Genomic DNA, 26,068 nt, shown 5'->3' with positions numbered 1-26,068 from the left:
ATGCCCATCGACGAACTCTTCGCCCTCTATCCGCTGGCCTTTGTCTTCACCGCCCTTGTACTCGGGCTGGTGGTCGGCAGCTTCCTCAATGTGGTGATCTGGCGCCTGCCGAAAATGCTCGAACGCGAATGGCGCCAGCAGGCCCACGACGTGCTCGGGCTGCCCGTCGAAACGCCGCTGCCGGTCTACAACCTGATGCTGCCGCACTCGCAGTGCCCGCATTGCGCCCACCGCATTCGTGCGTGGGAAAACATTCCGCTGCTCAGCTACCTGTTTTTGCGCGGTCGCTGCTCGTCATGCGCGGCGCCGATCAGCAAGCGTTATCCACTGACCGAACTGGCCTGTGGCGTGCTGTCGGCGTTCATCGCCTGGCATCTGGGTTTTGGCTGGCCGGCCTGTCTGATGATCGTCCTGACCTGGGGCTTGCTGGCGATGAGTCTGATCGACACCGAGCATCAGCTGTTGCCCGATATACTGGTGCTGCCGCTGCTGTGGCTGGGGTTGATCGTCAACAGCTTCGGCCTGTTCGTCTCGCTGCACGACGCGTTGTGGGGGGCAGTGGCCGGTTATATGGCGCTGTGGTCGGTGTTCTGGCTGTTCAAGCTGCTCACCGGCAAGGACGGCATCGGTCACGGTGATTTCAAGTTGCTGGCGTTGCTCGGGGCCTGGGGTGGCTGGCAGATTCTGCCGCTGACCATCCTCCTGTCTTCGTTGGTAGGGGCGGTGCTGGGGGTGATTCTGCTCAAACTGCGCGACCGGAAAACCTCGACGCCGATCCCCTTCGGACCGTACCTGGCAATTGCCGGCTGGATTGCCTTGCTCTGGGGTGGTCAAATAACCGACTTCTATTGGCAGTTTGTCGGTTTGAAATGAATACCCCTGTGGAAAAACCCTGGATTCTCGGCCTGACCGGCGGCATCGGCAGCGGCAAAAGCGCAGCCGCCCAGCACTTCATCGACCTCGGCATCCATGTGGTGGACGCCGATCATGCGGCACGCTGGGTGGTTGAGCCGGGGCGCCCGGCGCTGGCAAAAATCGCCGAGCACTTCGGTCCGGATGTCCTGCAGGCCGATGGCACGCTGGATCGCGCGGCGTTGCGCAAGCTGATCTTCGAAGTACCGGAGCAACGCCGCTGGCTCGAAGCGCTGTTGCATCCGCTGATCGCCGAGGAAATCGCCCATCACCTGGCGCTGGCAAAATCGCCTTACGCGATTCTGGTTTCGCCGCTGTTGATCGAGTCCGGACAGTACGCGATGACCCAGCGGATCCTGGTGATCGATGCTCCGCAGCAACTGCAGATCGAACGCACCTTGCAGCGTGACCAGACCAGCGAACAGCAGGTCCAGGCCATCCTCAAGGCTCAATCCAGCCGCGAAGACCGCGTCAGCCGCGCCGACGATGTGGTGGTCAACGACCGCGACCTCGCCTGGCTGCACAGCGAGGTCGAGCGCCTGCATCACTTTTACCTGACTTTATCTGGAGGCCAGTCATGAGCCCGATCCCGACCGTTGAATGCCCGACCTGCGGCGCCCCGGTGGAATTCACCCCCGAGAACAAATTCCGGCCGTTCTGCTCGGACCGCTGCAAACTGATCGACCTGGGCGCCTGGGCGTCGGAAGAACACAAGATCCCGGTCGCCCCGGATGCCGAGGACGAACTGTTTTCCGGCGACTTCGACCCGCGCCACTGATCCTCTGATCAGGGCCGCATGAAGCCGTAGTCCTGATTGTCGTCGAGGTTTTCTGCCAGAAAGCGCAACTCGTCGGCCAGGTCTTCGGCGTTGCGCACCGCCTTGCTCTGCTGCACCACGGCACTGAGCAAGGCGCGCAGACTCAATCCAGGATCGAACCCCACCTCCTGCGCCATCTCCAGACTTTGCCGGGTTTCCTGCCTCGCCCACTCGTAAACACTCATGCCGCTGCTCCTGAAGGGATTTGGCCGAGCATGAAATGCCGCGCACGGGGTGGATTTGATGTGGATCAAGACTTGGGATCGTCATCCTTCCAGGGCGCCGAAAGGTAACGGGTGCGGTTGAAGGTCTCCAGCCATTCCGGGCTGAACACCACCAGTGCGCTGATCACCATGCCATTGATGAACGCTTCCGGAAAAATCAGCAGCCACAGGTAACCGATGAAATCTTCCAGCCATTCGGGCATGGCGAAGAGACCGTCGTACCAGAGCAAGGTCAGGCTCAGTACCAGACACGCCAACGCCGACAATGCTGCGGCGAAGAAGCCGGAGCAGAAGATATACACAAACGGATTACGCGGTTGCGCCCGCTCGACCAGGATCGCCACGCCTTCGGTGATCAGCACTGGCAGCAGGATCAGCAACGCACCGTTGACCCCGACCGCCGCCAGATCCTGGCGTCCCAGCAGGACCAGACCGATCTGCGCCACCAGCCCGCCCACGATTGCCAACGGCCAGTCGAGCAGCAACGTCACGGCGGTCATGCCAATGAAGTGATACGACACACCCGTGTCGAAATCCCTGCGCACCATCCACAACAGAAACAGCGCGAACACGGTGCCGAACAGCAAGTGCTGACGACGGCTGTCGCTGAACAATTCGACCCACGGTGCCCGGCAGATCGCCCAGAGCAGCACCGGCAGGTAAATCAGCCAGCCAAGGGTCAGACTTGTCGATGACAGCAGTTCTGCCCCGATCATGATCCCATCACCTTCATTCGCACCGCAGACTCCTTTGATTGGCGCTCCTGTGTCGAAGTCTACACCGCCACCTTGGTGAAACTGCCGATGCAAAGCTTTCTGCTTGTCGCAATTGAACGCTAAGCTTGGGCCTATGGATGACTCAGATTATTTACGCCTGCTGACCATCGCGGCCGAGCAAGCCAACGCGTTCCTGTCCAATGCCCGCAAATGGGAGCGTGAGCGTTGGGTCTGCCAGCGCCTGCTGCAAGGCCTGAATATTCCGTATCGCGCCGACGAATTCGCCCCGGCCGGCGAGCCACCGGATGTGTTGTTTCGCGATGCCAACTTCGAGGTGTTTTTCGTCCTCGACGAAGGCCGCCGCCTCAACGATGAATGGCGCGATGAGCTGCAACGTCGGCGCAGTGCGTTTTCCCTGAGCCAACTGGTGCGCCGCGAGGCCAAGCCACGGCGGATTCCGGCCAATGAGTTTCTGCTGAGACTGGCGCCGACCTTGCGCAAGAAAGCGCACAACTACAAGGAACGCGGCATGGATCTGGGGGAGCTGGACATCATCGCCTTCGCCAGCCTCAAACGCGAAGTGCTCGACCTCAACAGCCACTTTCCACCGCCCACCGAATACTTGCGACAGGGCTGGCGCTCGCTGTCACTGGTCGGGCCGACGTTCGCCCGCGTGCTGTTCGCCCACCCCGATGCACCGGATTTCCTGCGCAGCAACCTGGGTCGCAGCATCGTGTTCGATGTCGGGATCAGCCTGTAATCCCTAAGCAGGATGGCGCAAACACTGGCCGGATGTTACAAAAGCGCAATCATTCGCCCGGATGACATGCGCCGTTCAACGCTCGCAGGCAAACCGCTGTAACGTCTGCGCATTCAGCAACGTCTATCCCTGACGAGGCCTCATATGACCAGCCGCCTGAACCCCGATGACCAGAAGCATGTCGAAGAGTACCTGCAGTTGTCCCAACACCGTGTCGAGCGCCGGCCATTCCGGCCGTGGATGCTCCTGGTGGTGGTGCTGGCAGTGACCATTGGTCTGGGCCTGTTGAGCCGATTTATCAGTTACCTGACGCTATGAGCTGCATCGCGCTCGCTCGGGTAACCGCACCGATTTCCTTTAAAAACCTTGCGAGCTATTCCCATGTCCCATCGTATTGTCATTGTCGGCGGCGGCGCCGGCGGTCTGGAGTTGGCTACCCGTCTGGGTAAGACTCTGGGTAAACGCGGCACTGCCAGCATCATGCTGGTCGACGCGAACCTCACGCACATCTGGAAACCGCTGTTGCACGAAGTGGCCGCCGGATCGCTGAACTCCTCCGAAGACGAACTCAACTATGTCGCCCAGGCCAAATGGAACCACTTCGAGTTCCAGCTGGGGCGCATGAGCGGGCTCGATCGTGAGCAGAAGAAGATTCAGCTCGCCGCCACCTACGACGAAAACGGCGTGGAACTGGTTCCGGCGCGGGAAGTGCCTTATGACTCGCTGGTGATCTCGGTCGGCAGCACCACCAACGATTTCGGTACCCAGGGCGCAGCGCAGCACTGCCTGTTCCTCGACACCCGCAAACAGGCCGAGCGTTTCCACCAGCAATTGCTCAATCACTATCTGCGTGCTCACGCCGGGCAAACCGATGTGGTCCAGCAGATCAGCGTGGCCATCGTCGGCGCCGGCGCCACGGGCGTCGAACTGGCGGCCGAGCTGCACAACGCCGCTCATGAGCTGGCGGCCTACGGTCTGGACCGGATCAAACCGGAAAACATGCACATCACCCTGATCGAAGCCGGGCCACGGGTGCTGCCAGCCCTGCCGGAGCGTATCAGCGGGCCGGTGCACAAGACCCTGGAAAAACTCGGGGTCAATGTGATGACCAACGCGTCGGTCAGCCAGGTCACCGCCGACAGCCTGATCACCGCCGATGGCAACGAGATCAAGGCCAGCCTGAAAGTCTGGGCTGCCGGGATCCGCGCACCAGGTTTCCTCAAGGACATCGATGGCCTGGAAACCAACCGCATCAACCAGCTGCAAGTGCTGCCGACCTTGCAGACCACCCGCGACGAAAACATTTTCGCCTTCGGTGACTGCGCCGCCTGCCCGCAACCGGGCTCGGATCGCAACGTTCCGCCACGGGCCCAGGCTGCGCACCAACAGGCGTCGCTGCTGGCCAAGTCGCTGAAACTGCGGATCGAAGGCAAGACCCTGCCGGAGTACAAGTACACCGACTACGGCTCGCTGATTTCGCTGTCGCGTTTTTCGGCTGTGGGTAACTTGATGGGCAACCTGACCGGCAGCGTGATGCTCGAAGGCTGGCTGGCGCGGATGTTTTACGTGTCGCTGTACCGCATGCACCAGATGGCGCTGTACGGCCCGTTCCGCACCGCCATGCTGATGCTGGGCAGCAAGATCGGACGCGGCACCGAGCCGCGCCTGAAGCTGCACTGATGTAAAACGCTGTGGGGGCGGGCCTGCTCGCTCCCACAGGGTTTTGTCTTTTACTGTATCTGCCCGCGCTTTCCTCACCTTCGCTTACAAACGCCCCGCTCCTCGACACAGACGCGATACACCGCCACCGCTTAATGGCCACACCCGAGCACACCTGCTCCGGCTGATCGCCCTTAACGTGTGGTTGCGCAGTGCAACCGAAGGAGAATGAAATGACCCGCACTTCGAAAATTGGCAAAACCTCCCTTGGCCTGGTCGGTGCCGTACTGGCTGGCGGCCTGATGCTGTCCGGCTCGGTGTTCGCCGCACAACCGCTGGCCCAGGGCTACATGGTTGCCTCGGCTGAAACCTCGGTGAAAACCCCGGAAGGCAAATGCGGTGAAGGCAAATGCGGCGACGCGTCGATGGCCAAGACCGACACCGATGGCGACGGCAAAGTCTCGCGCGCCGAGTTCCTGAAGGTCGCGCCGAAATCTGACTTCGACAAGATCGACACCAACCATGACGGCTTCATCGACGAGCAAGAGGCTTACAACAACGTCAAAGCCAACTTCGAAGCCAACGGCAAGAAAATGCCGAAAGGCCTGTTCGAACACCTGAAAGACCAGGACGGTGCCTGATTTTCATTCTGTCCCGACAAAACAAAGCCGCGCTTTCTCTCACGAGGAGCGCGGCTTTTTTATATCTGCACGGATTACAGCTGGAAGCGCCGCACCATGCCCTGCAATGCATTGGCCAGTTTCGATAGCTCATGACTGGAAGCGCTGGTTTGATCGGCGCCGGCCGCCGAACGCACCGACAGGTCACGAATATTCACCAGGTTGCGATCCACTTCCCGCGCCACCTGCGCCTGCTCTTCGGCGGCGCTGGCGATCACCAGGTTGCGTTCGTGGATCTCATGCACCGACGCGGTGATGGTTTGCAGCGCCTCACCGGCCCGTTCGGCCAGCACCAGCGTGGTGGACGCACGCGAGGCACTGGCCTGCATCGACTCCAGCGCCAGGCTTGAACCGTTGCGCATGCCTTGCACCATCTGCTCGATTTCCTGGGTCGATTGCTGCGTGCGATAGGCCAGCGCGCGGACCTCGTCAGCAACCACCGCGAACCCGCGTCCGCTCTCCCCTGCCCGCGCCGCTTCGATGGCGGCATTGAGCGCCAGCAGGTTGGTCTGCTCGGCGATCGCCCGGATCACGTCCAGCACCTTGCCGATGTCTTGAGATTGATTGGCCAGTGATTGCACCAACTCGCCGGTGTGTTGCACCTCACTGGCCAGCGCGTTGATGGCGCTGGCGGTTTCACTGACCCGCTCTTGCCCCAGATGCGCCGATTCGCTGGACTGGCGCGTCGCGTCGGAGGTCGACACTGCATTGCGTGCGACTTCCTCGACCGCCGTGGTCATTTCGTTGACGGCGGTGGCGGCCTGTTCGATTTCGTTGTTCTGTTGTTGCAGGCCTTGGGTGCTGTCGAGCGTGACGACGTTGAGTTCGTCGGCCGCAGTCGCCAGTTGCGTGGCTGAACCGTTGATGCCTTGCAGGGTTTCACGCAGGTTTTGTTGCATGGTCGCCAGCGCCTTGAGCAAACGGCTGACCTCATCATTGCCATCGGTCTCGATCGGCCGCGTCAGATCCCCTCTTGCGACGTTTTCCGCAGCATCCACAGCGGCGCTCAGGGGGCGAACGATGCTGCGCGTCAGCAGCATCGCCAGGGCCACGGTCGCCAATGCTGCCAGTGCGATGAACAGGCTGACGATGGTGCGTGAGGTTTCGTAGTGCGCGGCGGAGTTACGGCTTTCTGCGGCGACCTGTTTGGCGAACAGGTCCGCCAGGTCATTGAGTTGCTTGCCGGAGCCGTCGACCACGGTTTTCATGTCGACCAGCAGCAGTTTGGTCAGCTCGTCACGCTTGCCTTGCTCGGCCAGTGCGAACGATTGAGTGATGCCGGCGCGGTAGGCCGCGAAGGTTTTCTTGAACTGATCGTATAACTGCTGGCCTTCCGGGGTGGTGACCAGTCGGTCGTACGCGGCGATTTTCTCGCTCAGTTCCTTGTCGCGGGTGTCCATCTGGCTGCGGTAGGTGGCGACGTTGTTCGGGTCCTGATCCAGCGCCATGCGCAGGGAGATGGTGCGGATACGCAGCATGATTTCGCGGATCTCGTCACCGCCACGAATGCTCGGCAGCCATTGATTCTCCACGGCGACTTCGCTCTCGCGGATGCTCGACATCTGGCCCAGGGCAAACACGCCGAGCAACGCTACCAGCACAGCAATCAGGGCAAAGCCCAGGGCGGCACGGGGAGCAATATTCAACTGACGAAGCAACATGACGAACGCCCTTTTTCTTGTATTGGCCGGATTCAAGGGGCGATCGACGGCAGACCCCTTTCGTTAGCGGGCTATCGGCAAGTTGTACGATGACTTGAATGAAACATTTCTGGAGGACAAAAAAAATCCCCGTATCTTTCGATACGAGGATTTTTAATATGGTCGGGGTAAGGGGATTCGAACTCCTGACATCCTGCTCCCAAAGCAGGCGCGCTACCGGACTGCGCTATACCCCGGTAAAAAAAAGGCGACCTTTCAAAGATCGCCTTCTTCGATCAGCGCTTTTGGCCTCTGATCTTAAGATTCGATCCCAGCGTTAACTGGTTTCAAAAATGGTGGGTCGTGTGGGATTCGAACCTACGACCAATTGGTTAAAAGCCAACTGCTCTACCAACTGAGCTAACGACCCAAAAATGGTCGGGGTAAGGGGATTCGAACTCCTGACATCCTGCTCCCAAAGCAGGCGCGCTACCGGACTGCGCTATACCCCGGCTTGAAATTGGCTCCGTGACCAGGACTCGAACCTGGGACCCAATGATTAACAGTCATTTGCTCTACCGACTGAGCTATCACGGAACTACATATTTCAATTTACTACGGTGAAACTTGCAGCTTCTCGACACCGTTTTCGCATCGCTGCGTTCGTGTGTCTGAGGCGCGCTATTCTACAACCTAGAACACCTCTGTCAACCCCCTAAATTGCTTTCAAGTTAATGATTTGCAACTTATTTCAGATTTCTGCCCAGTGAGCTGAAACCGTGTTGGTGACTGACTGCGGGGCGCACTTTACAAGCCTTTTCCTTTGAGTTCAACAGCCTAACGAAAAAAAAGGCCTCGCAGTGCGAGGCCTTCCTTACTTCACCACCTTCAGGTGTCAGTTGAACGTGATCTCGTCGTTCTCCACGACACCGGTCGCGGTCTCGCCCGGCAGGAAGCGTCCCGACAGGATCAACTGCGCCAGCGGGTTCTCGATCCAGCGCTGGATCGCCCGTTTCAGCGGCCGTGCGCCATAGACCGGGTCGTAGCCGACGGCAATCAGCTTGTCCATCGCCTCCGGGCTCAGTTCCAGCTTCAGCTCGCGCTCGGCCAGACGACTGCGCAGACGACCCAGCTGGATCTCGGTAATGCCCGCGATCTGATCCCGCGCCAATGGCTCGAAGATCACCACTTCGTCGACCCGGTTGATGAACTCCGGACGGAAGTGGGTGGAAATCGCATCCATCACCGCTGCACGTTGCGCCTCACGGTCACCGACCAGTTCCTGGATCTGCATCGAACCGAGGTTGGAAGTCATGACAATCACGGTATTGCGGAAATCCACCGTACGGCCGTGGCTGTCGGTCAGACGACCATCCTCCAGCACTTGCAGCAGGATGTTGAACACGTCCGGGTGCGCCTTCTCGACTTCGTCCAGCAGGATCACCGAGTAAGGCTTGCGCCGTACCGCTTCGGTCAGGTAACCGCCCTCTTCATAACCCACGTAGCCTGGTGGCGCACCGATCAGCCGCGCCACGGAATGTTTCTCCATGAACTCGGACATGTCGATCCGCACCATCGCCTCTTCCGTATCAAAGAGGAATTCGGCCAGCGCCTTGCACAGCTCGGTTTTACCGACACCGGTCGGGCCGAGGAACATGAACGAGCCGCTCGGGCGATTCGGGTCGGACAACCCGGCACGGGAACGCCGCACCGCATTGGCCACTGCGACCACTGCTTCGTCCTGGCCGATCACACGCTGGTGCAACAGGCTTTCCATCTTCATCAGCTTGTCGCGCTCGCCTTCGAGCATTTTCGACACGGGGATACCGGTCCACTTCGAGACGACTTCGGCGATTTCCTCTTCGGTCACCTTGCTGCGCAGCAACTGGTTCTCGCTCTTGCCGTGCTGGTCGACCATTTGCAGGCTGCGCTCCAGATCCGGGATCACCCCGTACTGCAACTCTGCCATGCGGTTCAGGTCGCCTTTGCGGCGCGCGGCTTCCAGCTCCTGACGGGACTGTTCGATCTTCTGCTGAATCTGCGCAGAACCCTGCACCTCAGCTTTTTCCGAGTTCCAGATTTCTTCCAGGTCCGAATACTCACGCTCGTGGCGGACGATTTCTTCCTGGAGTTTTTCCAGGCGCTTCATCGCTGCCTCGTCGCTTTCTTTCTTCAGTGCCTGGGATTCCACCTTCAACTGAATCAGGCGACGCTCCAGACGATCCAGCACTTCCGGTTTGGAGTCGATCTCCATACGGATGCGGCTGGCCGCTTCGTCGATCAGGTCGATCGCCTTGTCCGGCAATTGCCGATCAGTGATGTAGCGATGGCTGAGTTTGGCCGCGGCGATGATCGCACCGTCGGTGATCGCGACCTTGTGGTGAACCTCGTAACGCTCCTTGAGGCCACGCAGGATCGCGATGGTGTCTTCTTCACTCGGCTCGTCCACCAGCACTTTCTGGAAGCGCCGCTCGAGGGCTGCGTCCTTCTCTATATATTGGCGGTACTCGTTGAGCGTGGTCGCGCCGACGCAGTGCAGCTCGCCACGGGCCAAAGCCGGTTTGAGCATGTTGCCGGCGTCCATCGAGCCTTCGCCTTTACCGGCACCGACCATGGTGTGCAGTTCGTCAATGAACAGAATGATCTGCCCTTCCTGCTTCGACAGCTCGTTGAGCAGGGATTTCAGGCGCTCTTCGAACTCACCGCGATACTTGGCACCGGCAATCAGCGCGCCCATATCGAGAGACAGCAGACGCTTGCCCTTGAGGCCATCCGGCACTTCGCCGTTGATGATGCGCTGGGCCAGACCTTCGGCAATCGCGGTTTTACCCACGCCCGGCTCACCGATCAGCACCGGGTTGTTCTTGGTGCGGCGCTGCAGAACCTGAATGGTGCGACGGATTTCGTCGTCACGGCCGATCACCGGATCGAGCTTGCCGTCTTCGGCGCGCTTGGTCAGGTCGACGGTGTATTTATCCAGTGCCTGACGCGATTCTTCGTGGTTGGCGTCGTTGACCGCTTCACCACCGCGCAGGTTGTTGATGGCGTTTTCCAGCGCCTTTTTGCTCACGCCCTGGCCGAGCAGCAACTTGCCGAGCTTGCTGTTCTCGTCCATCGCGGCGAGCAGCACCAGCTCGCTGGAAATGAACTGATCGCCCTTCTGCTGCGCCAGACGGTCGGCCTGGTTGAGCAGACGCGCCAGATCCTGCGACATGTTCACATCGCCGGTCGGGTTCTGGATTTTCGGTAATTGATCGAGCTCTTTGGTCAGCTCTTTACGCAAGCTGTTGACGTCGAAGCCCACCTGCATCAACAGGGGTTTGATCGAACCACCCTGCTGCTCAAGCATGGCTTGCATCAAATGCGCCGGCTCGATGGCCGGATGATCGTGGCCGACAGCCAGGGATTGGGCATCGGACAACGCCAACTGTAATTTGCTGGTTAAACGGTCTATACGCATGGGTCACCTTCCTTTTGAGCAGGCCGGACCTAAAAAACCATCCTGAATAAAGAAACCTGCCAGATACCGCTATAGATGCGGTCGATTCTGGAAGATTCAAGCGTCAGGGAGTTGATACAGGTCAGACAAGCTTAGCGGGTGAGCCAGACTAGAGAAGCAAAGCGACCGGTGCGTGGCGCACGGCGGTAGGAAAAGAAGCGCGGATCGGTCACGGTACAGAAACCGCCGCCATAAACAGCGGTGACACCCCGGACCGCCAGACGCAGTCGCGCGAGCTTATAGATGTCGGCCATGAACTTGCCGGCATTGTGGCTCGGGACAAAGGCTGTCGCGGCTTCGGGCAATTGATTGATGAAGACTTCCCGGACTTCCGGGCCGACTTCAAAGGCCTGCGGGCCGATGGCCGGGCCGAGCCAGACCAGAATGTCTTTCGGATCGACGGCCAGGCTGTCGAGGGTGGCCTCCAGCACGCCGGCCGCCAGTCCACGCCAACCGGCATGAGCCGCTGCCACACGTGTACCGGCACGGTCGCAAAACAACGCTGGCAGACAATCGGCGGTCATCGCTGAACAAGCAATACCGGGTGTTGCAGTCCAGCTGGCATCCGCCGTGGCCACCACGGACGGATCAGCATGCGCCACGGCAATCCCGTGCACTTGCTGCAACCAGGCAGGCTTTATAGAGAAGTGTTCGGTCAGACGCCGACGGTTTTCGGCGACGGCCTCAGGGCGGTCGTCGACATGATCGCCCAGATTGAGGCTGTCGAACGGCGCCTCGCTGACGCCGCCCTCGCGGGTGGTGACACAGGCCTTGACGCTGGCCGGCGCGGGCCAGTCCGGCGTCAGCCAGTTCATCCGACGAATGCCTCGCGATCCTGCTTGAGCAGGGTCAGCAGCCAGACGAAGTCTTCCGGCAACGGCGATTCCCAGCTCATGCGCACACCGGTGGTCGGATGATCCAGCTCCAGGAACCGTGCGTGCAGCGCCTGACGCGGGAAGTGCTTGAGCGATTCGACCATGGTCGGGTTCGCCGCCGGCGGAATGCGGAAACGACCGCCGTACGCCGGGTCGCCGACCAACGGGAAGTTGATGTGCGCCATGTGCACGCGGATCTGGTGGGTACGACCGGTTTCCAGCTTCACCCTTACGTGGGTGTGCGAACGGAAACGCTCCAGCACGCGATAGTGGCTGACGGCAGGCTTGCCACCTTCCATCACCGCCATGCGCTGGCGCTGCTGGCCATGGCGACCGATCGGGGCGTTGATCTTGCCACCGGCCGTCACCACGCCGATCACGATGCACTCGTAGATCCGGCTGACGCTGCGGCTTTGCAGCTGAGCGACCAGTTTGGTCTGCGCCTGAATGGTCTTGGCCACCACCATCAGACCGGTGGTGTCCTTGTCCAGGCGATGCACGATACCGGCGCGCGGGACATTGATAATGTCCGGCACGTGGTGCAGCAAGGCGTTGAGCAAGGTGCCATCGGCGTGACCGGCAGCCGGGTGCACCACCAGGCCCGCAGGCTTGTTGATCACCAGGATGTCGTCGTCTTCATAGACGATGTCGAGCTCGATGTCCTGAGCGACCCATTCACCCTGGGCCTCCTGCTCGGCGGTCAGCTCAAGAATGGCACCGCCATGAACGATGTCGCGCGGGCGGATGACCGCCCCGTCCACAGTCAGGCGACCTTCTTTGATCCAGGCGGAAAGGCGCGAGCGTGAGTGCTCTGCGAAGAGTTGGGCGGCGACTTGATCGAGGCGTTGGCCGCCCAATTCGGACGGCACCTCTGCGCGAAGTTCAATTTTATCGGACATGCTCGGACTGGGCGTCGGCTACAGCCTTTGGTTTCGGCTGCGCGCTTGTGGTTAAATACGGCGTCTTTTGCCCCGGGGCTTTTCAACGGGGCGCTCATCATAACAGGACGGCCCCGCCCAAGACAGCGGCCGTCATAGGGACGCAAGCCGCCATGCAAGTGAAACACCTGCTGCTGATCGCCATCCTCGCATTGACCGCTGCTTGCTCATCGAAGGAAGTCGTAGACGAAAACCTGAGTGAAGCCGAGCTGTACCAGCAGGCTCAACAGGACCTGGACAACAACAGCTATACCAGCGCCACAGCCAAGCTGAAGGCTCTGGAGTCGCGCTATCCGTTCGGTCGCTACGCGGATCAGGCGCAGCTGGAACTGATCTACGCCAACTACAAGAACTCGGAGCCGGAAGCTGCAAAGTCCGCCGCCGAGCGCTTCATTCGTCTGCACCCACAGCACCCGAACGTCGATTACGCCTATTACCTCAAGGGCCTGACCTCGTTCGACCAGGACGTCGGCCTGCTGGCGCGCTTCCTGCCGCTGGACATGACCAAGCGTGACCCGGGCGCTGCCCGCGACTCCTACAACGAGTTCGCCCAGCTGACCAGCCGCTACCCGAACAGCCGCTACGCGCCGGACGCCAAGCAGCGCATGATCTACCTGCGCAACCTGCTGGCAGCCTACGAAATCCACGTGGCCGACTACTACCTGACCCGTCAGGCCTACGTCGCTGCCGCCAACCGTGGCCGTTACGTCGTGGAAAACTTCCAGGAAACCCCATCGGTCGGTGACGGCCTGGCGGTGATGACCGAAGCCTACCAGCGTCTGCACCTGGACGAACTGGCAGCCTCGAGCCTGGAAACCCTGAAGCTCAACTACCCGAACCACCCGAGCCTGAAAGACGGTCAGTTCGTACCTTCGGTCGCGGAAGCCGACAACCGTTCGTTCCTGAGCAAGGCAACTTTGGGCCTGATCGAATCCCGTCCACCGCTGCCGCCGGGAGAAACCCGCGCCAACCAGGACGTGCAGAAGCAGTTCCAGGACGCGAAAGACGCGATCCCGAACGAGCTCAAGCCTAAAGACGAAAACGGCGACGTGATCGAAGCGCCGGAACCGGAGTCCAGCAACAGCGACCGCTCCATTTTCAGCTACATGACCTTCGGTCTGTTCGACTGATCACTTCGGTGATGCCAAAAAGGGAGATCTTCGGATCTCCCTTTTTTATTGCCGCGTTTTATTGAGCTGTGCGCCTGCCGGGTCCTTGGCTAAACTGCCGGATCATCAGCCAAAAAGCCGCCCATCATGCTTCGTTTACTGTTCTGGATCGCCCTGATCGCCGCCGCCGTCTGGTTGTGGCGCAAATTCAAGGCCCCTGCCGCGCCGACACAATCCCCTCGCGAACAGGATGCCGCGCCCATGGTGCGTTGCGCCCATTGCGGCGTGCACCTGCCGCGCGACCGTGCGCTGAGCCTTCGACAACAGTGGTATTGCAGCCAGGCTCACCTCGAGCAAGGCCCCGGTTCCAGTGATCGCTGAGGCCACCAACGCCACTCGCAAACAGGCACAGCGACTGCTGCGCCTCTATCATCTCTACCGTTTAAGCGTCGGCATCACCCTGGTGTTGCTGATTTCCAGCAACATGGACAACCGCCTGCTGACGTCGGCCGACGACGATCTGCTGCGCAATGGCAGCTGGTTGTACCTGGTGCTGAATATCCTGCTGGTGGTGTTCCTGGAGAACATCCGCCGCCCGGCCCAGTTGTTCGGGCTGGCCCTCCTCGACATCCTGCTGTTGTGCGGGCTGTTTTATGCCGCCGGTGGCGTGGCCAGCCCGATCGGCAATCTGCTGATCGTCTCGGTAGCCATCAGCAATACCCTGTTGCGACGCCGTATCGGTGTGCTGATTGCAGCCATCGGCGCACTCGGTATTGTCGGCCTCAGCTTCCTGCTGAGCTTCAGCCATCCCCTCAGCGCCAACGAATACCTGCAAGCAGGCACCCTCGGCGCCCTGTGTTTTGCCGGGGCGCTGCTGGTGCAAGGCTTGGTCCGTCGGCTCGAAGTCAGCGAGACCCTGGCCGAACAACGGGCCAGCGAAGTGGTCAGCCTCGAAGCCCTCAACGCTTTGATCCTGCAACGCATGCGCACCGGCATTCTGGTCCTCGACGAGCAACGCCGGGTACAACTGGCCAACCACAGCGCCCGGACTCTGCTGGCGCAATCGCCCCTTGAGGGCCATTTGATCGACGACTACTCGACCGCGCTGGTCGAGCGTCTGCACCTGTGGCTGAACAACCCGACACTGCGACCGCAGAGCCTGAAAATCGCCACCAACGGCCTGGAACTGCAACCGAGCTTCATCGCCCTGGAACAGAGCCCGAACCGCCAGACCCTGGTGTTTCTCGAAGACCTCGCCCAGATCGCCCAGCAAGCTCAGCAACTGAAGCTCGCCGCACTCGGGCGCCTGACCGCCGGCATCGCCCACGAGATCCGCAATCCGCTGGGCGCCATCAGTCATGCCGCGCAGCTGTTGCAGGAATCCGAGGAACTCGACGGTGCGGATCGGCGTCTGACGCAGATCATCCAGGATCACTCCCAGCGCATGAACCGAGTCATTGAAAATGTCCTGCAACTCTCCCGTCGGCAGCAGAGCGCCCCGCAGCGACTCGATCTCGAACCGTGGCTTGTGCAGTTCGTCGAGGAAAGCCGGGAACAGGCCAGCGAGCGCCAACGAATTCATCTGAACATCGAATCCGGGGATTTCCGCACCCTGATGGACCCGGGCCAACTGACGCAAATTCTCGACAATCTGTTGCGCAACGGCTGGCGGCACAGCGCCCTGCTGCACGATCCTGCCGAGGTCTGGCTGCGGCTGTTCATCGACCCCGAAAGCCAGCTGGCCGTGCTCGAAGTGCAGGACAACGGCCCCGGCGTGGCGCTGGATCAGCAGGCCCACCTGTTCGAACCCTTCTTTACCACCAGCAGCCAGGGCACCGGCCTTGGGCTTTATCTGTCCCGTGAGCTGTGCGAAAGCAACCAGGCCCGCCTAGACTTCAAACCACGCCAAGGCGGCGGCTGCTTTCGCATCACCTTTGCTCACGGACGGAAACAAAGTTGAACACGAGCCCACGGCAAAAAATCCTCATCGTCGACGACGAACCGGATATCCGCGAACTCCTGGAAATCACCCTGGGACGGATGAAACTCGACACTTTCAGCGCACGCAATCTCGGCGAAGCCCAGGCATTGCTGCACCGCGACACCTTCGACCTGTGCCTGACCGACATGCGTCTGCCCGACGGCACCGGGCTGGAACTGGTCCAGCACATTCAACAACGCTACCCGCAATTGCCGGTGGCGATGATCACGGCTTATGGCAGCCTGGAAACGGCGATCAACGCGCTGAAGGCCGGGGCTTTCGACTTCCTGACCAAACCGGTGGACCTCACGCGGTTGCGTGAACTGGTCGCCACGGCACTGCGCATGCCCGCGACCGGTGGAGTCTGCACATCGATCGACCGGCGCCTGCTCGGTGACTCGCAGCCGATGCGCGATCTGCGCAAACAGATCGACAAACTGGCCCGCAGTCAGGCGCCGGTCTACATCAGCGGCGAGTCCGGCAGCGGCAAGGAACTGGTCGCCCGCCTGATTCACGAGCAAGGCCCCCGCGCCAGCCAGCCGTTCGTGCCGGTGAACTGCGGGGCCATTCCGTCAGAGTTGATGGAAAGCGAGTTCTTCGGCCATCGCAAAGGCAGTTTCACCGGCGCGGTGGAGGACAAACCGGGTCTGTTCCAGGCAGCCCATGGCGGCACGCTGTTTCTTGATGAAGTGGCGGACTTGCCGCTATCGATGCAGGTCAAGTTGCTGCGGGCGATCCAGGAAAAAGCCGTGCGCAGCGTCGGCGGCCAGCAGGAAACCGTGGTCGATGTGCGCATTCTCTGCGCGACCCACAAGGACCTGGACGCGGAAGTTGCCGCCGAGCGCTTTCGGCAGGATCTGTATTACCGGCTGAACGTGATCGAACTGCGCGTCCCTTCCCTGCGCGAACGCCGTGATGATATCGAAGCGCTGGCCGCCCATATGCTCAAGCGCCTGGCCCACGGCACTGGCCAGCCTTCGACCCGCCTGCATCCGCAAGCGCTTGAAGCCTTGAAGAACTACCGCTTCCCGGGAAATGTCCGGGAGCTTGAGAACGTCCTCGAACGCGCGCACACGTTGTGCGAAAACCGCATGATCGAAGCCGACGACCTGCGCCTGAGCGAAGGCAACTGCGCGGCCGAGGGCGGCATCGCCGATCTCACGCAGATCGACAACCTGGAAGACTATCTGGAGAACGTCGAGCGCAAACTGATTCTGCAGGCGCTGGAGGAAACCCGCTGGAACCGCACGGCGGCGGCGCAGCGGCTGAATCTATCGTTTCGCTCGATGCGCTATCGATTGAAGAAACTGGGCCTGGACTGAGTCATTCAAAGATCGCAGCCCACAGGCTGCGATCTTTGATCTGGCTTCAGAGCCGGCCTTCCGGTGCATACGGCGCTGGATCGATGATCGGCGCCCGTCCCAGCATCACATCGGCAAACAGCTGACAGGATGCGGGCGCCAGCACCAGCCCGTTGCGGTAATGCCCGCAATTGAGCCACAGGCCATCAAACCCCGGCACCCGGCCAATGTAGGGAATCCCTTCCGGTGAGCCTGGACGCAACCCGGCCCAGTGCCCCACCACTTCGGCGTCTGCCAGCGCTGGCAGCAATTCCACCGCCGAGGCCTTGAGACTTTCCAGCGCATTGTCGGTCGGCGTCTTGTCGAAGCCTTCGTGCTCCAGCGTGCTACCGATCAGAATATGCCCGTCGCGGCGCGGGATCGCATAACGCCCCTTGGCCAGCACCATGCTCGGCAGAAAATCCGCCGCGCACTTGTAGAGAATCATCTGGCCTTTGACCGGCTCCACCGGCAGCGAAAGATTCAGGGTGTTGAGCAGCTCGCCGCTCCAAGCACCGGCAGTCAGCACCACCTGGTCGCCGTTGATCACGCCTTGCGGGGTCTGTACGCCCACGACGCGCTCACCGTCACGGACAAACCCGCTGACCTCGCAGTGCTCGTGAATCGTCACGTTCGGCAGCGACTGCAACGCCGCTTTCAATGACTTCACCAGCCGTGGGTTACGCACGTTGGCCACGTCGGCCATGTAGATCGCCCGGGAAAATCCGCCGCCGAGTACCGGCACCGCATCATGGGCCGCCGAGATATCCACAGCCCGCAGCGGACGGTTTTCCCGCTCGGCCCAGGCCAGCGCTTCGGCTTCGTCATCCAGATCCAGCCAGTACAGGCCGGTGGTGTGCACTTCGGGATCAACGCCGGTGTCGGCAAACAGGCGCTCGCCCAGCTGTGGATAAAAATCCTGTGACCAGTGCGCCAGTGCCGTGACGGCCGGGCTATAGCGCCACGGATACAACGGAGAAACGATGCCGCCACCGGCCCAAGACGATTCCTGGCCGACATTCGAGCGATCCAGCAGCACCACGCTGCGCACCTCGGAGGCGAGGTTGTACGCGGTGAGCAGGCCAATCACCCCGCCACCGACAATCACCACTTGCTGTTGCCTGGTCATGTTTGATCCAACCGTAAAAAAGACAGTGGGCACAAAAGGCACCCGAATAAATGCGGCTCAGCGGCCCCAGCAATCCTTGGAGGTCAGCCCGGTTGTCGCGTTGTTCATGCTGCGCACCCCGGTGTTGGTGAGGGTGAAGTCCCCGCACTTGTCGCCGGCCATGGTCGTACCGGCCTTGCGGGTCGCGGTCAGCAGAAAGGTCTGGTCAGCGATGGTCGGGGTGATCGTGTAGAAATCATTGCCCGCGCTGAGACCGGTGATGCCTGTGTAAACGTTGTTTTTGGTGTAGAAGCGCTCGAGCGTCTGCGCCTGCTCCGACAGCAGCGATACCACCTCGGCGCGACGACCCTTTTTCAAGTACTCGGTATAGCTCGGTGCGGCAATGGTGATGATGATCCCGATAATCGCAATCACGATCATGATTTCGATCAGGGTGAATCCTCGGATGGATCTGCGCATGCCTCAACTCTCGCTTACTGTATTTGTCGCCACATGATACGACGGCTGCCGCCGCCGGATTTTTCCACCAGGGTGGTGATACCGCCACTGGAATCGTTCACGATCTTGCGCGTTGCGCCATTGACGATGGCGTTCAGGGTGGGAATGCCGCCGCTGAATACCACGCCGCTGGAAATCGTGTCGTTGCTGTCGACCACGCCGTCGGCGTTGGTGTCGAGCACCGCATAGTTGAGCATCTTACCGCTGAACGCATCGAGTTCGACCAGTTTGCCGGTGCCGAAACTGGAGCACGGGTCAGTGGTATCGACACTGGCCGTGGTGAATACGATGCGCCCGAGCACCAGGCTGGCCTGATTGATCACCCGTTCCCCCGTCAATACGTTGTTGTACACCAGCGGCAGGTACCAGCCCTTCTCCGCCGGATACGTCGTGTCGTTCTGGGTGGTGGTGACGAACTGCCCCGAACTGCCGGAAAACACACCGGTGATGGCCTGCGCCTGCAAACTGCTGACCGTGAGCTGACCCGAACCGCCGTCGGCATCCCACACCGAATAGAACGCCTGCAGATCCTTGTTGGTCTTGTCGGCGGTTTCGTTGAACTTGCCGGTGCCGACGAATATCTGTTTGCCGCCCAATGAATTATCCGCCAGCAGCGGTTGCGCAGTGATCGGTTGAGTCGCCCCGCCCGCCGTCGTGAACAGCGGCTTGCCGGAAAACGCCACACCCCAGCCGTCGGTGGTGGTCGCGCTCAGGTCGAACTTCCACAGGCGCCCCTTCAAATCGCCGCCATACGCGGCCTGCACCACATTCTGCGAATTGACCTTGAGCTTTACCGAGGACAAGCCATTGGTGGTTTCCGTGCTGTCGATGACGATTTTCTTGATCAACGAACCATCGCGCACATCCAGCACATACAACGCCGCCACTCCCGAGTTGCTGCCGTAACCGTTGGCGATGAAGGCCGCCCATCGACCATCGGCCAAGCGTGCCACTTCCGGCCGGGCGTAGGCATAACCCAGATCATTGAAAGTGTTGGCCGTGTTGGCAGTCGCCGGAGCGCTGACTTCCCACAGCGCATTGAGAATGTTCCCCGCCGATGCGTCGAACAGTTGCAGCGCATAGAACGTCTTGCCACCGGCCCCGGTGCCGCCGATGGCCAGGGTTTTCCAGGCGCTGCCGAACTGCACGTCGTAGACACCGACCTGCCCGTCCACCAGAAACTTGTGGCTGACGCCGTTGATGTAGTTCGGGTCGGCGATCAGCCGCAATGACGGCAACACGCTCGATGGCATGTAGGCATAGCGCCGGGTGCCGTTGGCCGAGTTGATGACGCTGACGAAACCGTCGTTGCCATTCACCACCAGGCTGGCGTTCATGTTCGCGGCTTTGGTGGTCAGGTAGCTGGTGTAGGTGCTATCACCCGACAGGTCGGAAGCGGTCTTGTCCGAGGGCGAGGCCAGCACCAGCGGCGAGTTGATGATGTCGCCCAACAGCACGCTGCGAACCTTGAGCCCGGTCTTGTTGGTGCCTTTGCTCCACTCCACCAGATCGCTGCCGCTGATGCCGGAGGGCAGGCTCTGGCTGAGCGAAGTCTGCTGGGTTGCCGAGAAGCTACCGTAGGCAAGGGTGACCGCCGCGTTGTTCGCGGTATTCCACGATTGGTAGGTCGGTGCCGCAGCACCGGGAACGATGGCGGTGTCGGTTGTCCACAGCACCGTCGAGGTGTTCACCGTCCCGGCCGAAGTGAAACCGAACGACTTGATGGTGCCGCGCCAGTCCCTGGGGTCGTAACTGGTCTGGAAATAACTGCTGCCGCTCGCCAGCGTGGTGCCGCTGGTGACACCGCTACCGCCGGAACCCGCCTTGGAGGTGATGTCGCTCAATGCTGCCGACAATGCTGTGTTGAGGCCGGCGCTGTCGGTGGCCTGGTAATACCTGCCCTGCCCGTACGCCGCCGCGTCCGACAACATATCGTTATCGGCGGTGAAGCCAACGGTGTAGGTGTTCATGTTCTGCTTGGGAAAGTCTGCCGAACTCCAGCTCTTGCCGGCCGCATCGACGCCGGTCGAACGCATGTCGATGTCGAAGGCAAACTTGGCGATGTCGTCCAGGTACAGCGTGTCGCCCTCGTTATCACCGTTGAGGTTGTTGCCGTCATTGTTGACCCCGTCCCAGTTCGGCAGGCGACTGCCCCCGAGGGGATCATTGTTGGGGAATGTACGGTCGTAGGTCGGCAGGCCGTCGGTGATCACCACCCCGTAGTTTTTCTGGCAGCGGTACTGGATCGGGCTGGTGTAGGTGTTTGGCGTGCTGTTGTAGTACGGCGCCATGCCGCGCATGTAGCGGGTGATTTCGTAATAGGTTTCCGCCAATGGCGTGTTGGCCACGGCGCTCAGGCCATTGATCGACGAAATCAGGGCGTTGTAGTTGGTGTCGGCCTGGCCCTGGGTCACGCTGCCGCTCACCGGTGACAGGTCACTGATGGAACGGGCGATGTACCCGCCATTGCCCGGGTTGTTGCTGGTGGCCGGGTTGAACGTCGACAGACCGATGCGCAGATTGCGGTTGCTGGTCACCAGCGCCGTGGAAACGTTGCGTGCGACGTTGATCCGGTAGTCATTGGGAATGGCCCCGGTGGTGAAATCACGCGTACCGTTATTGATGGCGAGGCCGACCACGTAGGCGATGTAATCCCCGTAATAGCGGGTGTTTCCGCCGCCCACCGGGTCCGGCAGTTTCAGGCACAGCGGCGTCAGGCTGTTGTTGTAGAACGCATAGGCACCGCCGGAGCAGCCGGAGGTCGGCAGGCTCGACAGAAACACCGGATCACCGGTGATCGCCGTCGAAGACAGGCACAAACCAAGCACTGCGTTGCACTGGCGGGCCGGCGTACGAGTCACCGCCGGATCAAAACCGGCGGCATAAATGATGCTGTTCATGCTTCCCGAATCGTCGATCAACAGCATGACATTCGGCGGTACTGCCGCCGCGCTCAACAGTGGCGAGTCGGACGGGGTGAAGGCATACGCTGGCGCCGCCAGATACAGGCCCAATAACAGACCCATGAACCCGGACCACCCGCCAGAGCGTCGCTCAGTACTTCGCATAAACGCTCTCCACCACACTGCGTGAGCTGCCGACGATGCCGACAGCCGTGACCCGGTACAGCGTCGCCGAGGTATTGCTCGGCACGTTCACCGCCGTCAGGGTGGTACCGATGTTCTGCACCCCGTAGAAGCCGCTGCCTGCAGCGACCCAGGTAACGCCCGACGTCGAGTTGAGCCCCGCCGCGCTGACCACCGACGACTCCGCCGGCGGCGCGCATTGCGTGGTATTGGCACACACCGCCAGTGCATAGCTGTCCAGTTGCACCGCGCTTTCGCCGATGCGCAGCGCCGCCTCGGCGGTCTGGAACGATTGGTTGCGCAGGCTAACGCTACCGGCCATTTTTTCCTGCAGATTGGCGCTCTGCATCGAAGAAAGACCGATCACGGTCAGAAGCAACAGAAACACCAGACTGACCAACAACACCATGCCGCGCTGGCTTCGTCGCTGATGAAGAGAAATATTCATCGACCGGCCCTCACTGCAAGCGGTTGCGCAGCGCGGCAACCACATTGAAGGTTTGATTGGCGATCCGGTTGTTCGGATCAGTGAGGGTCAGGCTCAGGCGTACGCTGCGGATGCGTGCAGGATCGCTGGGGTTGCTGCTGTAAGTCGAAGCAGCCACATCGGTCGCGGTACTGGCCAGGCCAAACAGGACGGTGAACGCACTAACATTGCTCACCAGCACTTGCTGGGTCGGCGTACCGCTGCCGGTGCCCATCAGGATCTGGTTGTTGCTGAAGCTGTAGACCAGACGCCGGATCGGAAACGCGATTTGCCCGGTCGCCGGTGCTCGCACACCCGTATAGGCCGTTGAACTGTTGCGGCAGTCAGACACCACTGTCCAGGTCGGCGTCCCGCCCGCACCACCGACGTCGGCGGTAACCAGTGTCAGTTTGAGGTTGGTGTTGTCCCAACTGATCGGCGTGATCTGGGCGGCATTGAAGTCGCCGCTGCTACTGGAATCGGTAATGGTCCCCAGGCAGCCGAACATCCCGACCATGCGCAATTCCTGAATCATCTTGCTCAACACAAACCGCGCATCTTCCTGCATGGCAGCCGAGGTGTTCTGGCTGACGTAGGTGTTCTTCGCCGCGAGAAAGGTTTGTACGACGCCCAGCACGATGATCAGCCCCAGCGCCAACGCGATGAGCATTTCGATCAGGCCGAAACCCTGGTTATGCCGCTTCATGGCGTGGCCACCGGGTCGACCGCGACGCGGCTGGTCAGGACAAAACTGCGCGGGGCGCTCGCGGTGTTGGCGGCTCGCGCGTCACTCCAGTTGATGGTGATGGTGTACACGCGCTGATTGAGGGTGATGCTGCCGGTGGCGCTCGGCCCGCCGAAATTGACGATGTTGGTGGTGAAGTCGTAGAGATCCTGATCCCGAGTGACATTCAGGTTGCCCGAGGTCGGCGGCGTGACGGTGTAGTCGGCCCCGGCGTTGGCGCGGATGCGGTCCATCATGTCGTAGGCGATGAAGCTGGCCTGACTGGTCATGCGCGAGCTGTCGGTGTACTTCAGCGCATTGAGCTGAACCGCCGCCGCCCCCAGCAACCCGACCGTCAGAATCAGCAACGCGACCAGGATTTCGATCAGCGACATGCCTTCCTGTGCACCTTTGCTCCCTGCCCTCATCCGCAGCTTCCACCCGATTGAATTCGTCCGTTCAGACACACGTTCAGCGTCCTGCTTTGCGTGCCCAGCGTGTAACTGAACACCACCGCCGTGGACGGTGCTGCCAGGCCGCCCAGATTGTTGAAATCCAGCGCGGTCACTCCTGAGGTTAGCGTCAGAGTCGCACCACTGCTCATCGCTGGAACAACCCGCAATACATTGGCCGAATTGCCAGTACTGTCGTAGACCGACAATTCGCCAGTCCAGACGCTGCCCCCGGCGGTCGGCCGCAAGCGAATGGTCGTCCCGCGATCGATGGCTTCCAGACGGGCGTAGTTGAGCGCCCGTTGCAGGTCGCCGACTTCGGTGTCGGCCTTGCTGCCCTGTATCGAACGGGTAAACGCCGGCACGGCCATCGTGATCAGGATCACAAACAACGCGACCGCCACCAACAGCTCGATCAGCGTGAAACCTTTTGTACGATGATCCATCGATGCCCTCCGTTGCCGTCGGCTATACCTGCTCTACAAACCTAGAACATTCGACCGGGTTACGTCGGTTGATTTGCCCTGCCCGGTGCACGGATCGCGTCGGACACCCTGCCCCACGGAGGGAATACACATGCCGCAACGGGGTTTCAGCCTGGTCGAACTGCTTATGGGACTGGCGATCGGCGCAATTGTTCTGTCACTGGTCAGCCCGGCGTTTGCAACGCTGACAGAGTCAAACCACCGACAGCAGGCCGCAGAATCGCTGATCAGCGGGATCCGCACTGCCCGCACCCAGGCGATCACGCGCAATCAGAGCGTGGTGATTCATGGCATCAACGGAGATTGGGGCCAGGGCTGGCGGATCATTCTGGATGTCAGTGGCAAGGGTGCGGAGGACAGCAGCAATCCGCTGCTGGTCGAGCACGCCAGTGATGGGCGAATACCCATTGTCGGCAACTGGTTCGTCAGTCGGTACATACGGTTCAGCAGTCTGGGCCAACCGCTGATGCCCGGGCGGGCGTTTCAGGCAGGAAAACTACATATCTGTTCGACCCGCGAGCCGGTCAGCCAACTTCAACTGGTGCTGGCGGCGACCGGCCGCGTGCGCCTGGCCAGCGAAAAGGCTGAACAGGCGCTGTGTCGAAAGGATAAAGCGGTCAGATCGAACGTACGCGCAGCTCTTTAGGCATCGAGAATGTGATGTTCTCTTCTCGCCCGGCCAGTTCGTCGGCACCGGTAGCACCCCAGGCCTGCAATTGCTGGATCACGCCACGTACCAGCACTTCCGGTGCGGAGGCCCCGGCGGTGATACCGATGCGCTCGACGCCATCGAACCAGCTCTTTTGCAGATCTTCTGCACCGTCGATCAGGTACGCCGGCGTGGCCATGCGTTCGGCCAGCTCGCGCAGACGGTTGGAGTTGGAGCTGTTCGGGCTGCCGACCACCAACACCACGTCGCATTCGTCGGCCAGTTGCTTGACCGCGTCCTGACGGTTCTGCGTGGCGTAGCAGATATCGTCCTTGCGCGGGCCACCGATGGCCGGGAAACGGGAGCGCAACGCGTCGATGACTCGACTGGTGTCGTCCATCGACAAGGTAGTCTGGGTCACGAAGGCCAGTTTTTCCGGGTCATGTACCTGCAGTTCGGCAACATCCTTCTCGTCTTCGACGAGGTAGATTGCACCGCCATTGCTGGCGTCGTACTGGCCCATGGTGCCTTCGACTTCCGGGTGACCGGCGTGGCCGATCAGGATGCATTCACGGCCGTCGCGGCTGTATTTGGCGACTTCGATGTGCACCTTGGTCACCAGCGGGCAGGTGGCGTCGAACACTTTCAGGCCACGACCGGCGGCTTCGGTGCGCACGGCTTGCGAGACGCCATGGGCACTGAAGATCACGATGACGTCGTCCGGCACCTGATCCAGCTCTTCGACGAAGATCGCGCCACGACTGCGCAGGTCCTCGACGACGAACTTGTTGTGCACCACTTCATGACGCACATAGATCGGCGGCCCGAAGACTTCCAGGGCGCGGTTGACGATTTCGATCGCCCGGTCCACGCCAGCGCAGAAGCCACGGGGGTTGGCGAGTTTGATTTGCATGCTGTGCCTCGTGTCTTGCGCGCGAAAATTCAGATCAATGCAGGAGCCGGTGCGGCCCCTGCAGAACAGCGTTTACAACGCTTTGACGGAGAAGATTTCCACGTCAAAGGTCAGCGTCTTGCCGGCCAGCGGGTGGTTGAAGTCGACGGTCACTTGCGCGTCGTCGAATTCTTTCACCACACCCGGCAGCTCAGTATTGGCCGCATCGTTGAAGATCACCAGCAGACCCGGTGACAGTTCCATGTCCGCAAACTGCGAACGTGGAATGACCTGCACGTTCTGCGGGTTCGGCTGGCCGAACGCGTTTTCCGGCTCGACGGTCAGAGTCCGCTTGTCACCCGCCTTGAAGCCGAACAACGCCGCCTCGAAGCCCGGCAGCAGGTTGCCGTCGCCGACCTTGAAGGTCGCCGGTGCCTTGTCGAAAGTGCTGTCGACCGTGTCGCCGTTCTCCAGGCGCAATGCAAAGTGCAAGGTGACTTCCGTGTTCTGGCCAATGCGTTGCTCAGCCAATACCTG

General features: G+C 60.9%; 27 protein-coding genes and 4 tRNA genes. 12 read left to right on the top strand and 19 right to left on the bottom strand.

The genetic code is table 11. The features are described from left to right. Genes AC3WRD_RS11470 through yacG form a run of 3 tightly spaced genes read left to right on the top strand, consistent with a single transcriptional unit; the run spans position 1 to position 1,690 of the window. Positions 1 to 873, top strand: a complete 873-nt coding sequence (locus AC3WRD_RS11470) for a prepilin peptidase (protein ID WP_102621089.1) — start codon at positions 1 to 3, stop codon at positions 871 to 873. Then, positions 870 to 1,493, top strand: coding sequence for a dephospho-CoA kinase (gene coaE / locus AC3WRD_RS11465; protein ID WP_102621090.1), 624 nt, complete (start codon positions 870 to 872; stop codon positions 1,491 to 1,493). The genes AC3WRD_RS11470 and coaE overlap by 4 nt, the downstream gene beginning before the upstream one ends. Beyond that, on the top strand, positions 1,490 to 1,690 hold the full coding sequence (gene yacG / locus AC3WRD_RS11460) for a DNA gyrase inhibitor YacG (RefSeq protein WP_096820889.1): 201 nt from the start codon (positions 1,490 to 1,492) through the stop codon (positions 1,688 to 1,690). Before coaE ends, yacG begins: the two co-directional genes overlap by 4 nt. Positions 1,691 to 1,698: 8 nt before the next feature. Here yacG and AC3WRD_RS11455 read toward each other — a convergent pair whose 3' ends face one another. Beyond that, a complete protein-coding gene (locus AC3WRD_RS11455) occupies positions 1,699 to 1,914 on the bottom strand; it encodes a hypothetical protein (RefSeq protein WP_096820888.1) in 216 nt (71 codons plus the stop codon). A gap of 65 nt (positions 1,915 to 1,979) precedes the next feature. Then, positions 1,980 to 2,669: an energy-coupling factor ABC transporter permease gene (locus AC3WRD_RS11450; RefSeq protein ID WP_102621091.1), complete on the bottom strand. Its 690-nt coding sequence runs from the start codon at positions 2,667 to 2,669 to the stop codon at positions 1,980 to 1,982. Positions 2,670 to 2,802: 133 nt separating this feature from the next. Between AC3WRD_RS11450 and AC3WRD_RS11445 the strand changes: the two genes are divergently transcribed. From AC3WRD_RS11445 to AC3WRD_RS11430, 4 genes are all read left to right on the top strand, one after another. Next, entirely contained in the window at positions 2,803 to 3,429 is a 627-nt protein-coding gene (locus tag AC3WRD_RS11445) for a DUF1780 domain-containing protein (protein WP_003228301.1), read from the top strand. 144 nt (positions 3,430 to 3,573) lie between these two features. Then, the gene (locus tag AC3WRD_RS11440; protein ID WP_096820886.1) at positions 3,574 to 3,747 is read left to right on the top strand and encodes a DUF3094 domain-containing protein; all 174 of its coding nucleotides are present in this window, start codon (positions 3,574 to 3,576) and stop codon (positions 3,745 to 3,747) included. Between the two features lie 63 nt (positions 3,748 to 3,810). Next, positions 3,811 to 5,109, top strand: a complete 1,299-nt coding sequence (locus AC3WRD_RS11435) for an NAD(P)/FAD-dependent oxidoreductase (RefSeq protein ID WP_096820885.1) — start codon at positions 3,811 to 3,813, stop codon at positions 5,107 to 5,109. 212 nt (positions 5,110 to 5,321) lie between these two features. After that, positions 5,322 to 5,729 (top strand): HvfA family oxazolone/thioamide-modified RiPP metallophore, encoded by a 408-nt coding sequence (locus tag AC3WRD_RS11430; protein WP_096820884.1) that lies wholly within the window; start codon positions 5,322 to 5,324, stop codon positions 5,727 to 5,729. Positions 5,730 to 5,803: 74 nt separating this feature from the next. Here AC3WRD_RS11430 and AC3WRD_RS11425 read toward each other — a convergent pair whose 3' ends face one another. From AC3WRD_RS11425 to rluD, 8 genes are all read right to left on the bottom strand, one after another. Then, on the bottom strand, positions 5,804 to 7,429 hold the full coding sequence (locus AC3WRD_RS11425; protein ID WP_102621092.1) for a methyl-accepting chemotaxis protein: 1,626 nt from the start codon (positions 7,427 to 7,429) through the stop codon (positions 5,804 to 5,806). 159 nt (positions 7,430 to 7,588) lie between these two features. Beyond that, positions 7,589 to 7,665: transfer RNA gene (locus AC3WRD_RS11420), tRNA-Pro, on the bottom strand. A 97-nt stretch (positions 7,666 to 7,762) separates the two neighbouring features. Then, positions 7,763 to 7,838 (bottom strand) — tRNA-Lys (locus AC3WRD_RS11415). A 5-nt stretch (positions 7,839 to 7,843) separates the two neighbouring features. Continuing rightward, positions 7,844 to 7,920, bottom strand: a tRNA-Pro gene (locus tag AC3WRD_RS11410). 9 nt (positions 7,921 to 7,929) lie between these two features. Next, positions 7,930 to 8,005: transfer RNA gene (locus AC3WRD_RS11405), tRNA-Asn, on the bottom strand. A 298-nt stretch (positions 8,006 to 8,303) separates the two neighbouring features. Continuing rightward, the gene (gene clpB / locus AC3WRD_RS11400) at positions 8,304 to 10,868 is read right to left on the bottom strand and encodes an ATP-dependent chaperone ClpB (protein WP_096820882.1); all 2,565 of its coding nucleotides are present in this window, start codon (positions 10,866 to 10,868) and stop codon (positions 8,304 to 8,306) included. 131 nt (positions 10,869 to 10,999) lie between these two features. Beyond that, on the bottom strand, positions 11,000 to 11,722 hold the full coding sequence (gene pgeF / locus AC3WRD_RS11395) for a peptidoglycan editing factor PgeF (protein ID WP_096820881.1): 723 nt from the start codon (positions 11,720 to 11,722) through the stop codon (positions 11,000 to 11,002). Then, complete coding sequence (gene rluD, locus AC3WRD_RS11390; protein ID WP_096820880.1) at positions 11,719 to 12,681, bottom strand: 23S rRNA pseudouridine(1911/1915/1917) synthase RluD; 963 nt, start codon at positions 12,679 to 12,681, stop codon at positions 11,719 to 11,721. Before rluD ends, pgeF begins: the two co-directional genes overlap by 4 nt. A gap of 152 nt (positions 12,682 to 12,833) precedes the next feature. Here rluD and AC3WRD_RS11385 point away from each other — a divergent pair, with 152 nt between their 5' ends. The 4 genes from AC3WRD_RS11385 (at position 12,834) to AC3WRD_RS11370 (ending at position 17,132) form a co-directional block, all read left to right on the top strand. After that, positions 12,834 to 13,850 carry an outer membrane protein assembly factor BamD gene (locus tag AC3WRD_RS11385; protein WP_096820879.1) on the top strand — a complete coding sequence of 339 codons (1,017 nt, stop codon included), beginning with the start codon at positions 12,834 to 12,836 and terminating at the stop codon, positions 13,848 to 13,850. A gap of 126 nt (positions 13,851 to 13,976) precedes the next feature. Then, positions 13,977 to 14,210 carry a PP0621 family protein gene (locus AC3WRD_RS11380; RefSeq protein ID WP_096820878.1) on the top strand — a complete coding sequence of 78 codons (234 nt, stop codon included), beginning with the start codon at positions 13,977 to 13,979 and terminating at the stop codon, positions 14,208 to 14,210. Further along, a complete protein-coding gene (locus AC3WRD_RS11375; RefSeq protein ID WP_102621093.1) occupies positions 14,200 to 15,789 on the top strand; it encodes a sensor histidine kinase in 1,590 nt (529 codons plus the stop codon). Before AC3WRD_RS11380 ends, AC3WRD_RS11375 begins: the two co-directional genes overlap by 11 nt. Further along, entirely contained in the window at positions 15,786 to 17,132 is a 1,347-nt protein-coding gene (locus AC3WRD_RS11370; protein WP_102621094.1) for a sigma-54-dependent transcriptional regulator, read from the top strand. The genes AC3WRD_RS11375 and AC3WRD_RS11370 overlap by 4 nt, the downstream gene beginning before the upstream one ends. Positions 17,133 to 17,178: 46 nt before the next feature. Here the strand turns inward: AC3WRD_RS11370 and thiO are convergent, their stop codons facing one another. The 7 genes from thiO to AC3WRD_RS11335 are packed head-to-tail and all read right to left on the bottom strand — an operon-like array spanning position 17,179 to position 23,951. Then, positions 17,179 to 18,279: a glycine oxidase ThiO gene (thiO, locus tag AC3WRD_RS11365; RefSeq protein ID WP_102621095.1), complete on the bottom strand. Its 1,101-nt coding sequence runs from the start codon at positions 18,277 to 18,279 to the stop codon at positions 17,179 to 17,181. Between the two features lie 57 nt (positions 18,280 to 18,336). Continuing rightward, positions 18,337 to 18,738 carry a type IV pilin protein gene (locus AC3WRD_RS11360; protein ID WP_096820874.1) on the bottom strand — a complete coding sequence of 134 codons (402 nt, stop codon included), beginning with the start codon at positions 18,736 to 18,738 and terminating at the stop codon, positions 18,337 to 18,339. Positions 18,739 to 18,752: 14 nt separating this feature from the next. Further along, on the bottom strand, positions 18,753 to 21,845 hold the full coding sequence (locus tag AC3WRD_RS11355) for a pilus assembly protein (RefSeq protein WP_102621096.1): 3,093 nt from the start codon (positions 21,843 to 21,845) through the stop codon (positions 18,753 to 18,755). Beyond that, positions 21,832 to 22,311, bottom strand: a complete 480-nt coding sequence (locus AC3WRD_RS11350; RefSeq protein WP_096820872.1) for a pilus assembly PilX family protein — start codon at positions 22,309 to 22,311, stop codon at positions 21,832 to 21,834. The genes AC3WRD_RS11355 and AC3WRD_RS11350 overlap by 14 nt, the downstream gene beginning before the upstream one ends. Before the next feature lie 10 nt (positions 22,312 to 22,321). Then, complete coding sequence (locus AC3WRD_RS11345; protein WP_096820871.1) at positions 22,322 to 23,035, bottom strand: PilW family protein; 714 nt, start codon at positions 23,033 to 23,035, stop codon at positions 22,322 to 22,324. Continuing rightward, positions 23,032 to 23,481, bottom strand: a complete 450-nt coding sequence (pilV, locus tag AC3WRD_RS11340; RefSeq protein ID WP_102621097.1) for a type IV pilus modification protein PilV — start codon at positions 23,479 to 23,481, stop codon at positions 23,032 to 23,034. Before pilV ends, AC3WRD_RS11345 begins: the two co-directional genes overlap by 4 nt. Continuing rightward, positions 23,478 to 23,951 carry a GspH/FimT family pseudopilin gene (locus AC3WRD_RS11335; protein WP_102621098.1) on the bottom strand — a complete coding sequence of 158 codons (474 nt, stop codon included), beginning with the start codon at positions 23,949 to 23,951 and terminating at the stop codon, positions 23,478 to 23,480. Before AC3WRD_RS11335 ends, pilV begins: the two co-directional genes overlap by 4 nt. A 130-nt stretch (positions 23,952 to 24,081) precedes the next feature. Here AC3WRD_RS11335 and AC3WRD_RS11330 point away from each other — a divergent pair, with 130 nt between their 5' ends. Next, complete coding sequence (locus AC3WRD_RS11330) at positions 24,082 to 24,636, top strand: GspH/FimT family pseudopilin (protein WP_102621099.1); 555 nt, start codon at positions 24,082 to 24,084, stop codon at positions 24,634 to 24,636. On the opposite strand, the gene ispH is transcribed toward AC3WRD_RS11330, so the two are convergent. Further along, positions 24,608 to 25,552: a 4-hydroxy-3-methylbut-2-enyl diphosphate reductase gene (gene ispH, locus AC3WRD_RS11325; RefSeq protein ID WP_096820867.1), complete on the bottom strand. Its 945-nt coding sequence runs from the start codon at positions 25,550 to 25,552 to the stop codon at positions 24,608 to 24,610. The genes AC3WRD_RS11330 and ispH overlap by 29 nt on opposite strands. Positions 25,553 to 25,624: 72 nt before the next feature. Beyond that, entirely contained in the window at positions 25,625 to 26,062 is a 438-nt protein-coding gene (gene fkpB, locus AC3WRD_RS11320; protein WP_173861359.1) for an FKBP-type peptidyl-prolyl cis-trans isomerase, read from the bottom strand. Between the last annotated feature and the right edge of the window lie 6 nt (positions 26,063 to 26,068).

Source organism: Pseudomonas sp. FW215-R2 (assembly GCF_058789255.1).
The sequence above is the reverse complement of the archived record's forward strand: the minus strand, read 5'-3'. Positions and strand labels throughout refer to the sequence as shown.

What these genes read in the sequence shown, in the direction of transcription:
- AC3WRD_RS11470 (WP_102621089.1), top strand. Translation starts at nt 1, where the DNA reads ATGCCCATCGACGAACTCTTCGCCCTCTATCCGCTGGCCTTTGTCTTC.
- coaE (WP_102621090.1), top strand. Translation starts at nt 870, where the DNA reads ATGAATACCCCTGTGGAAAAACCCTGGATTCTCGGCCTGACCGGCGGC.
- yacG (WP_096820889.1), top strand. Translation starts at nt 1,490, where the DNA reads ATGAGCCCGATCCCGACCGTTGAATGCCCGACCTGCGGCGCCCCGGTG.
- AC3WRD_RS11455 (WP_096820888.1), bottom strand. Translation starts at nt 1,914, where the DNA reads ATGAGTGTTTACGAGTGGGCGAGGCAGGAAACCCGGCAAAGTCTGGAG.
- AC3WRD_RS11450 (WP_102621091.1), bottom strand. Translation starts at nt 2,669, where the DNA reads ATGATCGGGGCAGAACTGCTGTCATCGACAAGTCTGACCCTTGGCTGG.
- AC3WRD_RS11445 (WP_003228301.1), top strand. Translation starts at nt 2,803, where the DNA reads ATGGATGACTCAGATTATTTACGCCTGCTGACCATCGCGGCCGAGCAA.
- AC3WRD_RS11440 (WP_096820886.1), top strand. Translation starts at nt 3,574, where the DNA reads ATGACCAGCCGCCTGAACCCCGATGACCAGAAGCATGTCGAAGAGTAC.
- AC3WRD_RS11435 (WP_096820885.1), top strand. Translation starts at nt 3,811, where the DNA reads ATGTCCCATCGTATTGTCATTGTCGGCGGCGGCGCCGGCGGTCTGGAG.
- AC3WRD_RS11430 (WP_096820884.1), top strand. Translation starts at nt 5,322, where the DNA reads ATGACCCGCACTTCGAAAATTGGCAAAACCTCCCTTGGCCTGGTCGGT.
- AC3WRD_RS11425 (WP_102621092.1), bottom strand. Translation starts at nt 7,429, where the DNA reads ATGTTGCTTCGTCAGTTGAATATTGCTCCCCGTGCCGCCCTGGGCTTT.
- clpB (WP_096820882.1), bottom strand. Translation starts at nt 10,868, where the DNA reads ATGCGTATAGACCGTTTAACCAGCAAATTACAGTTGGCGTTGTCCGAT.
- pgeF (WP_096820881.1), bottom strand. Translation starts at nt 11,722, where the DNA reads ATGAACTGGCTGACGCCGGACTGGCCCGCGCCGGCCAGCGTCAAGGCC.
- rluD (WP_096820880.1), bottom strand. Translation starts at nt 12,681, where the DNA reads ATGTCCGATAAAATTGAACTTCGCGCAGAGGTGCCGTCCGAATTGGGC.
- AC3WRD_RS11385 (WP_096820879.1), top strand. Translation starts at nt 12,834, where the DNA reads ATGCAAGTGAAACACCTGCTGCTGATCGCCATCCTCGCATTGACCGCT.
- AC3WRD_RS11380 (WP_096820878.1), top strand. Translation starts at nt 13,977, where the DNA reads ATGCTTCGTTTACTGTTCTGGATCGCCCTGATCGCCGCCGCCGTCTGG.
- thiO (WP_102621095.1), bottom strand. Translation starts at nt 18,279, where the DNA reads ATGACCAGGCAACAGCAAGTGGTGATTGTCGGTGGCGGGGTGATTGGC.
- AC3WRD_RS11360 (WP_096820874.1), bottom strand. Translation starts at nt 18,738, where the DNA reads ATGCGCAGATCCATCCGAGGATTCACCCTGATCGAAATCATGATCGTG.
- AC3WRD_RS11355 (WP_102621096.1), bottom strand. Translation starts at nt 21,845, where the DNA reads ATGCGAAGTACTGAGCGACGCTCTGGCGGGTGGTCCGGGTTCATGGGT.
- AC3WRD_RS11350 (WP_096820872.1), bottom strand. Translation starts at nt 22,311, where the DNA reads ATGAATATTTCTCTTCATCAGCGACGAAGCCAGCGCGGCATGGTGTTG.
- AC3WRD_RS11345 (WP_096820871.1), bottom strand. Translation starts at nt 23,035, where the DNA reads ATGAAGCGGCATAACCAGGGTTTCGGCCTGATCGAAATGCTCATCGCG.
- pilV (WP_102621097.1), bottom strand. Translation starts at nt 23,481, where the DNA reads ATGAGGGCAGGGAGCAAAGGTGCACAGGAAGGCATGTCGCTGATCGAA.
- AC3WRD_RS11335 (WP_102621098.1), bottom strand. Translation starts at nt 23,951, where the DNA reads ATGGATCATCGTACAAAAGGTTTCACGCTGATCGAGCTGTTGGTGGCG.
- AC3WRD_RS11330 (WP_102621099.1), top strand. Translation starts at nt 24,082, where the DNA reads ATGCCGCAACGGGGTTTCAGCCTGGTCGAACTGCTTATGGGACTGGCG.
- ispH (WP_096820867.1), bottom strand. Translation starts at nt 25,552, where the DNA reads ATGCAAATCAAACTCGCCAACCCCCGTGGCTTCTGCGCTGGCGTGGAC.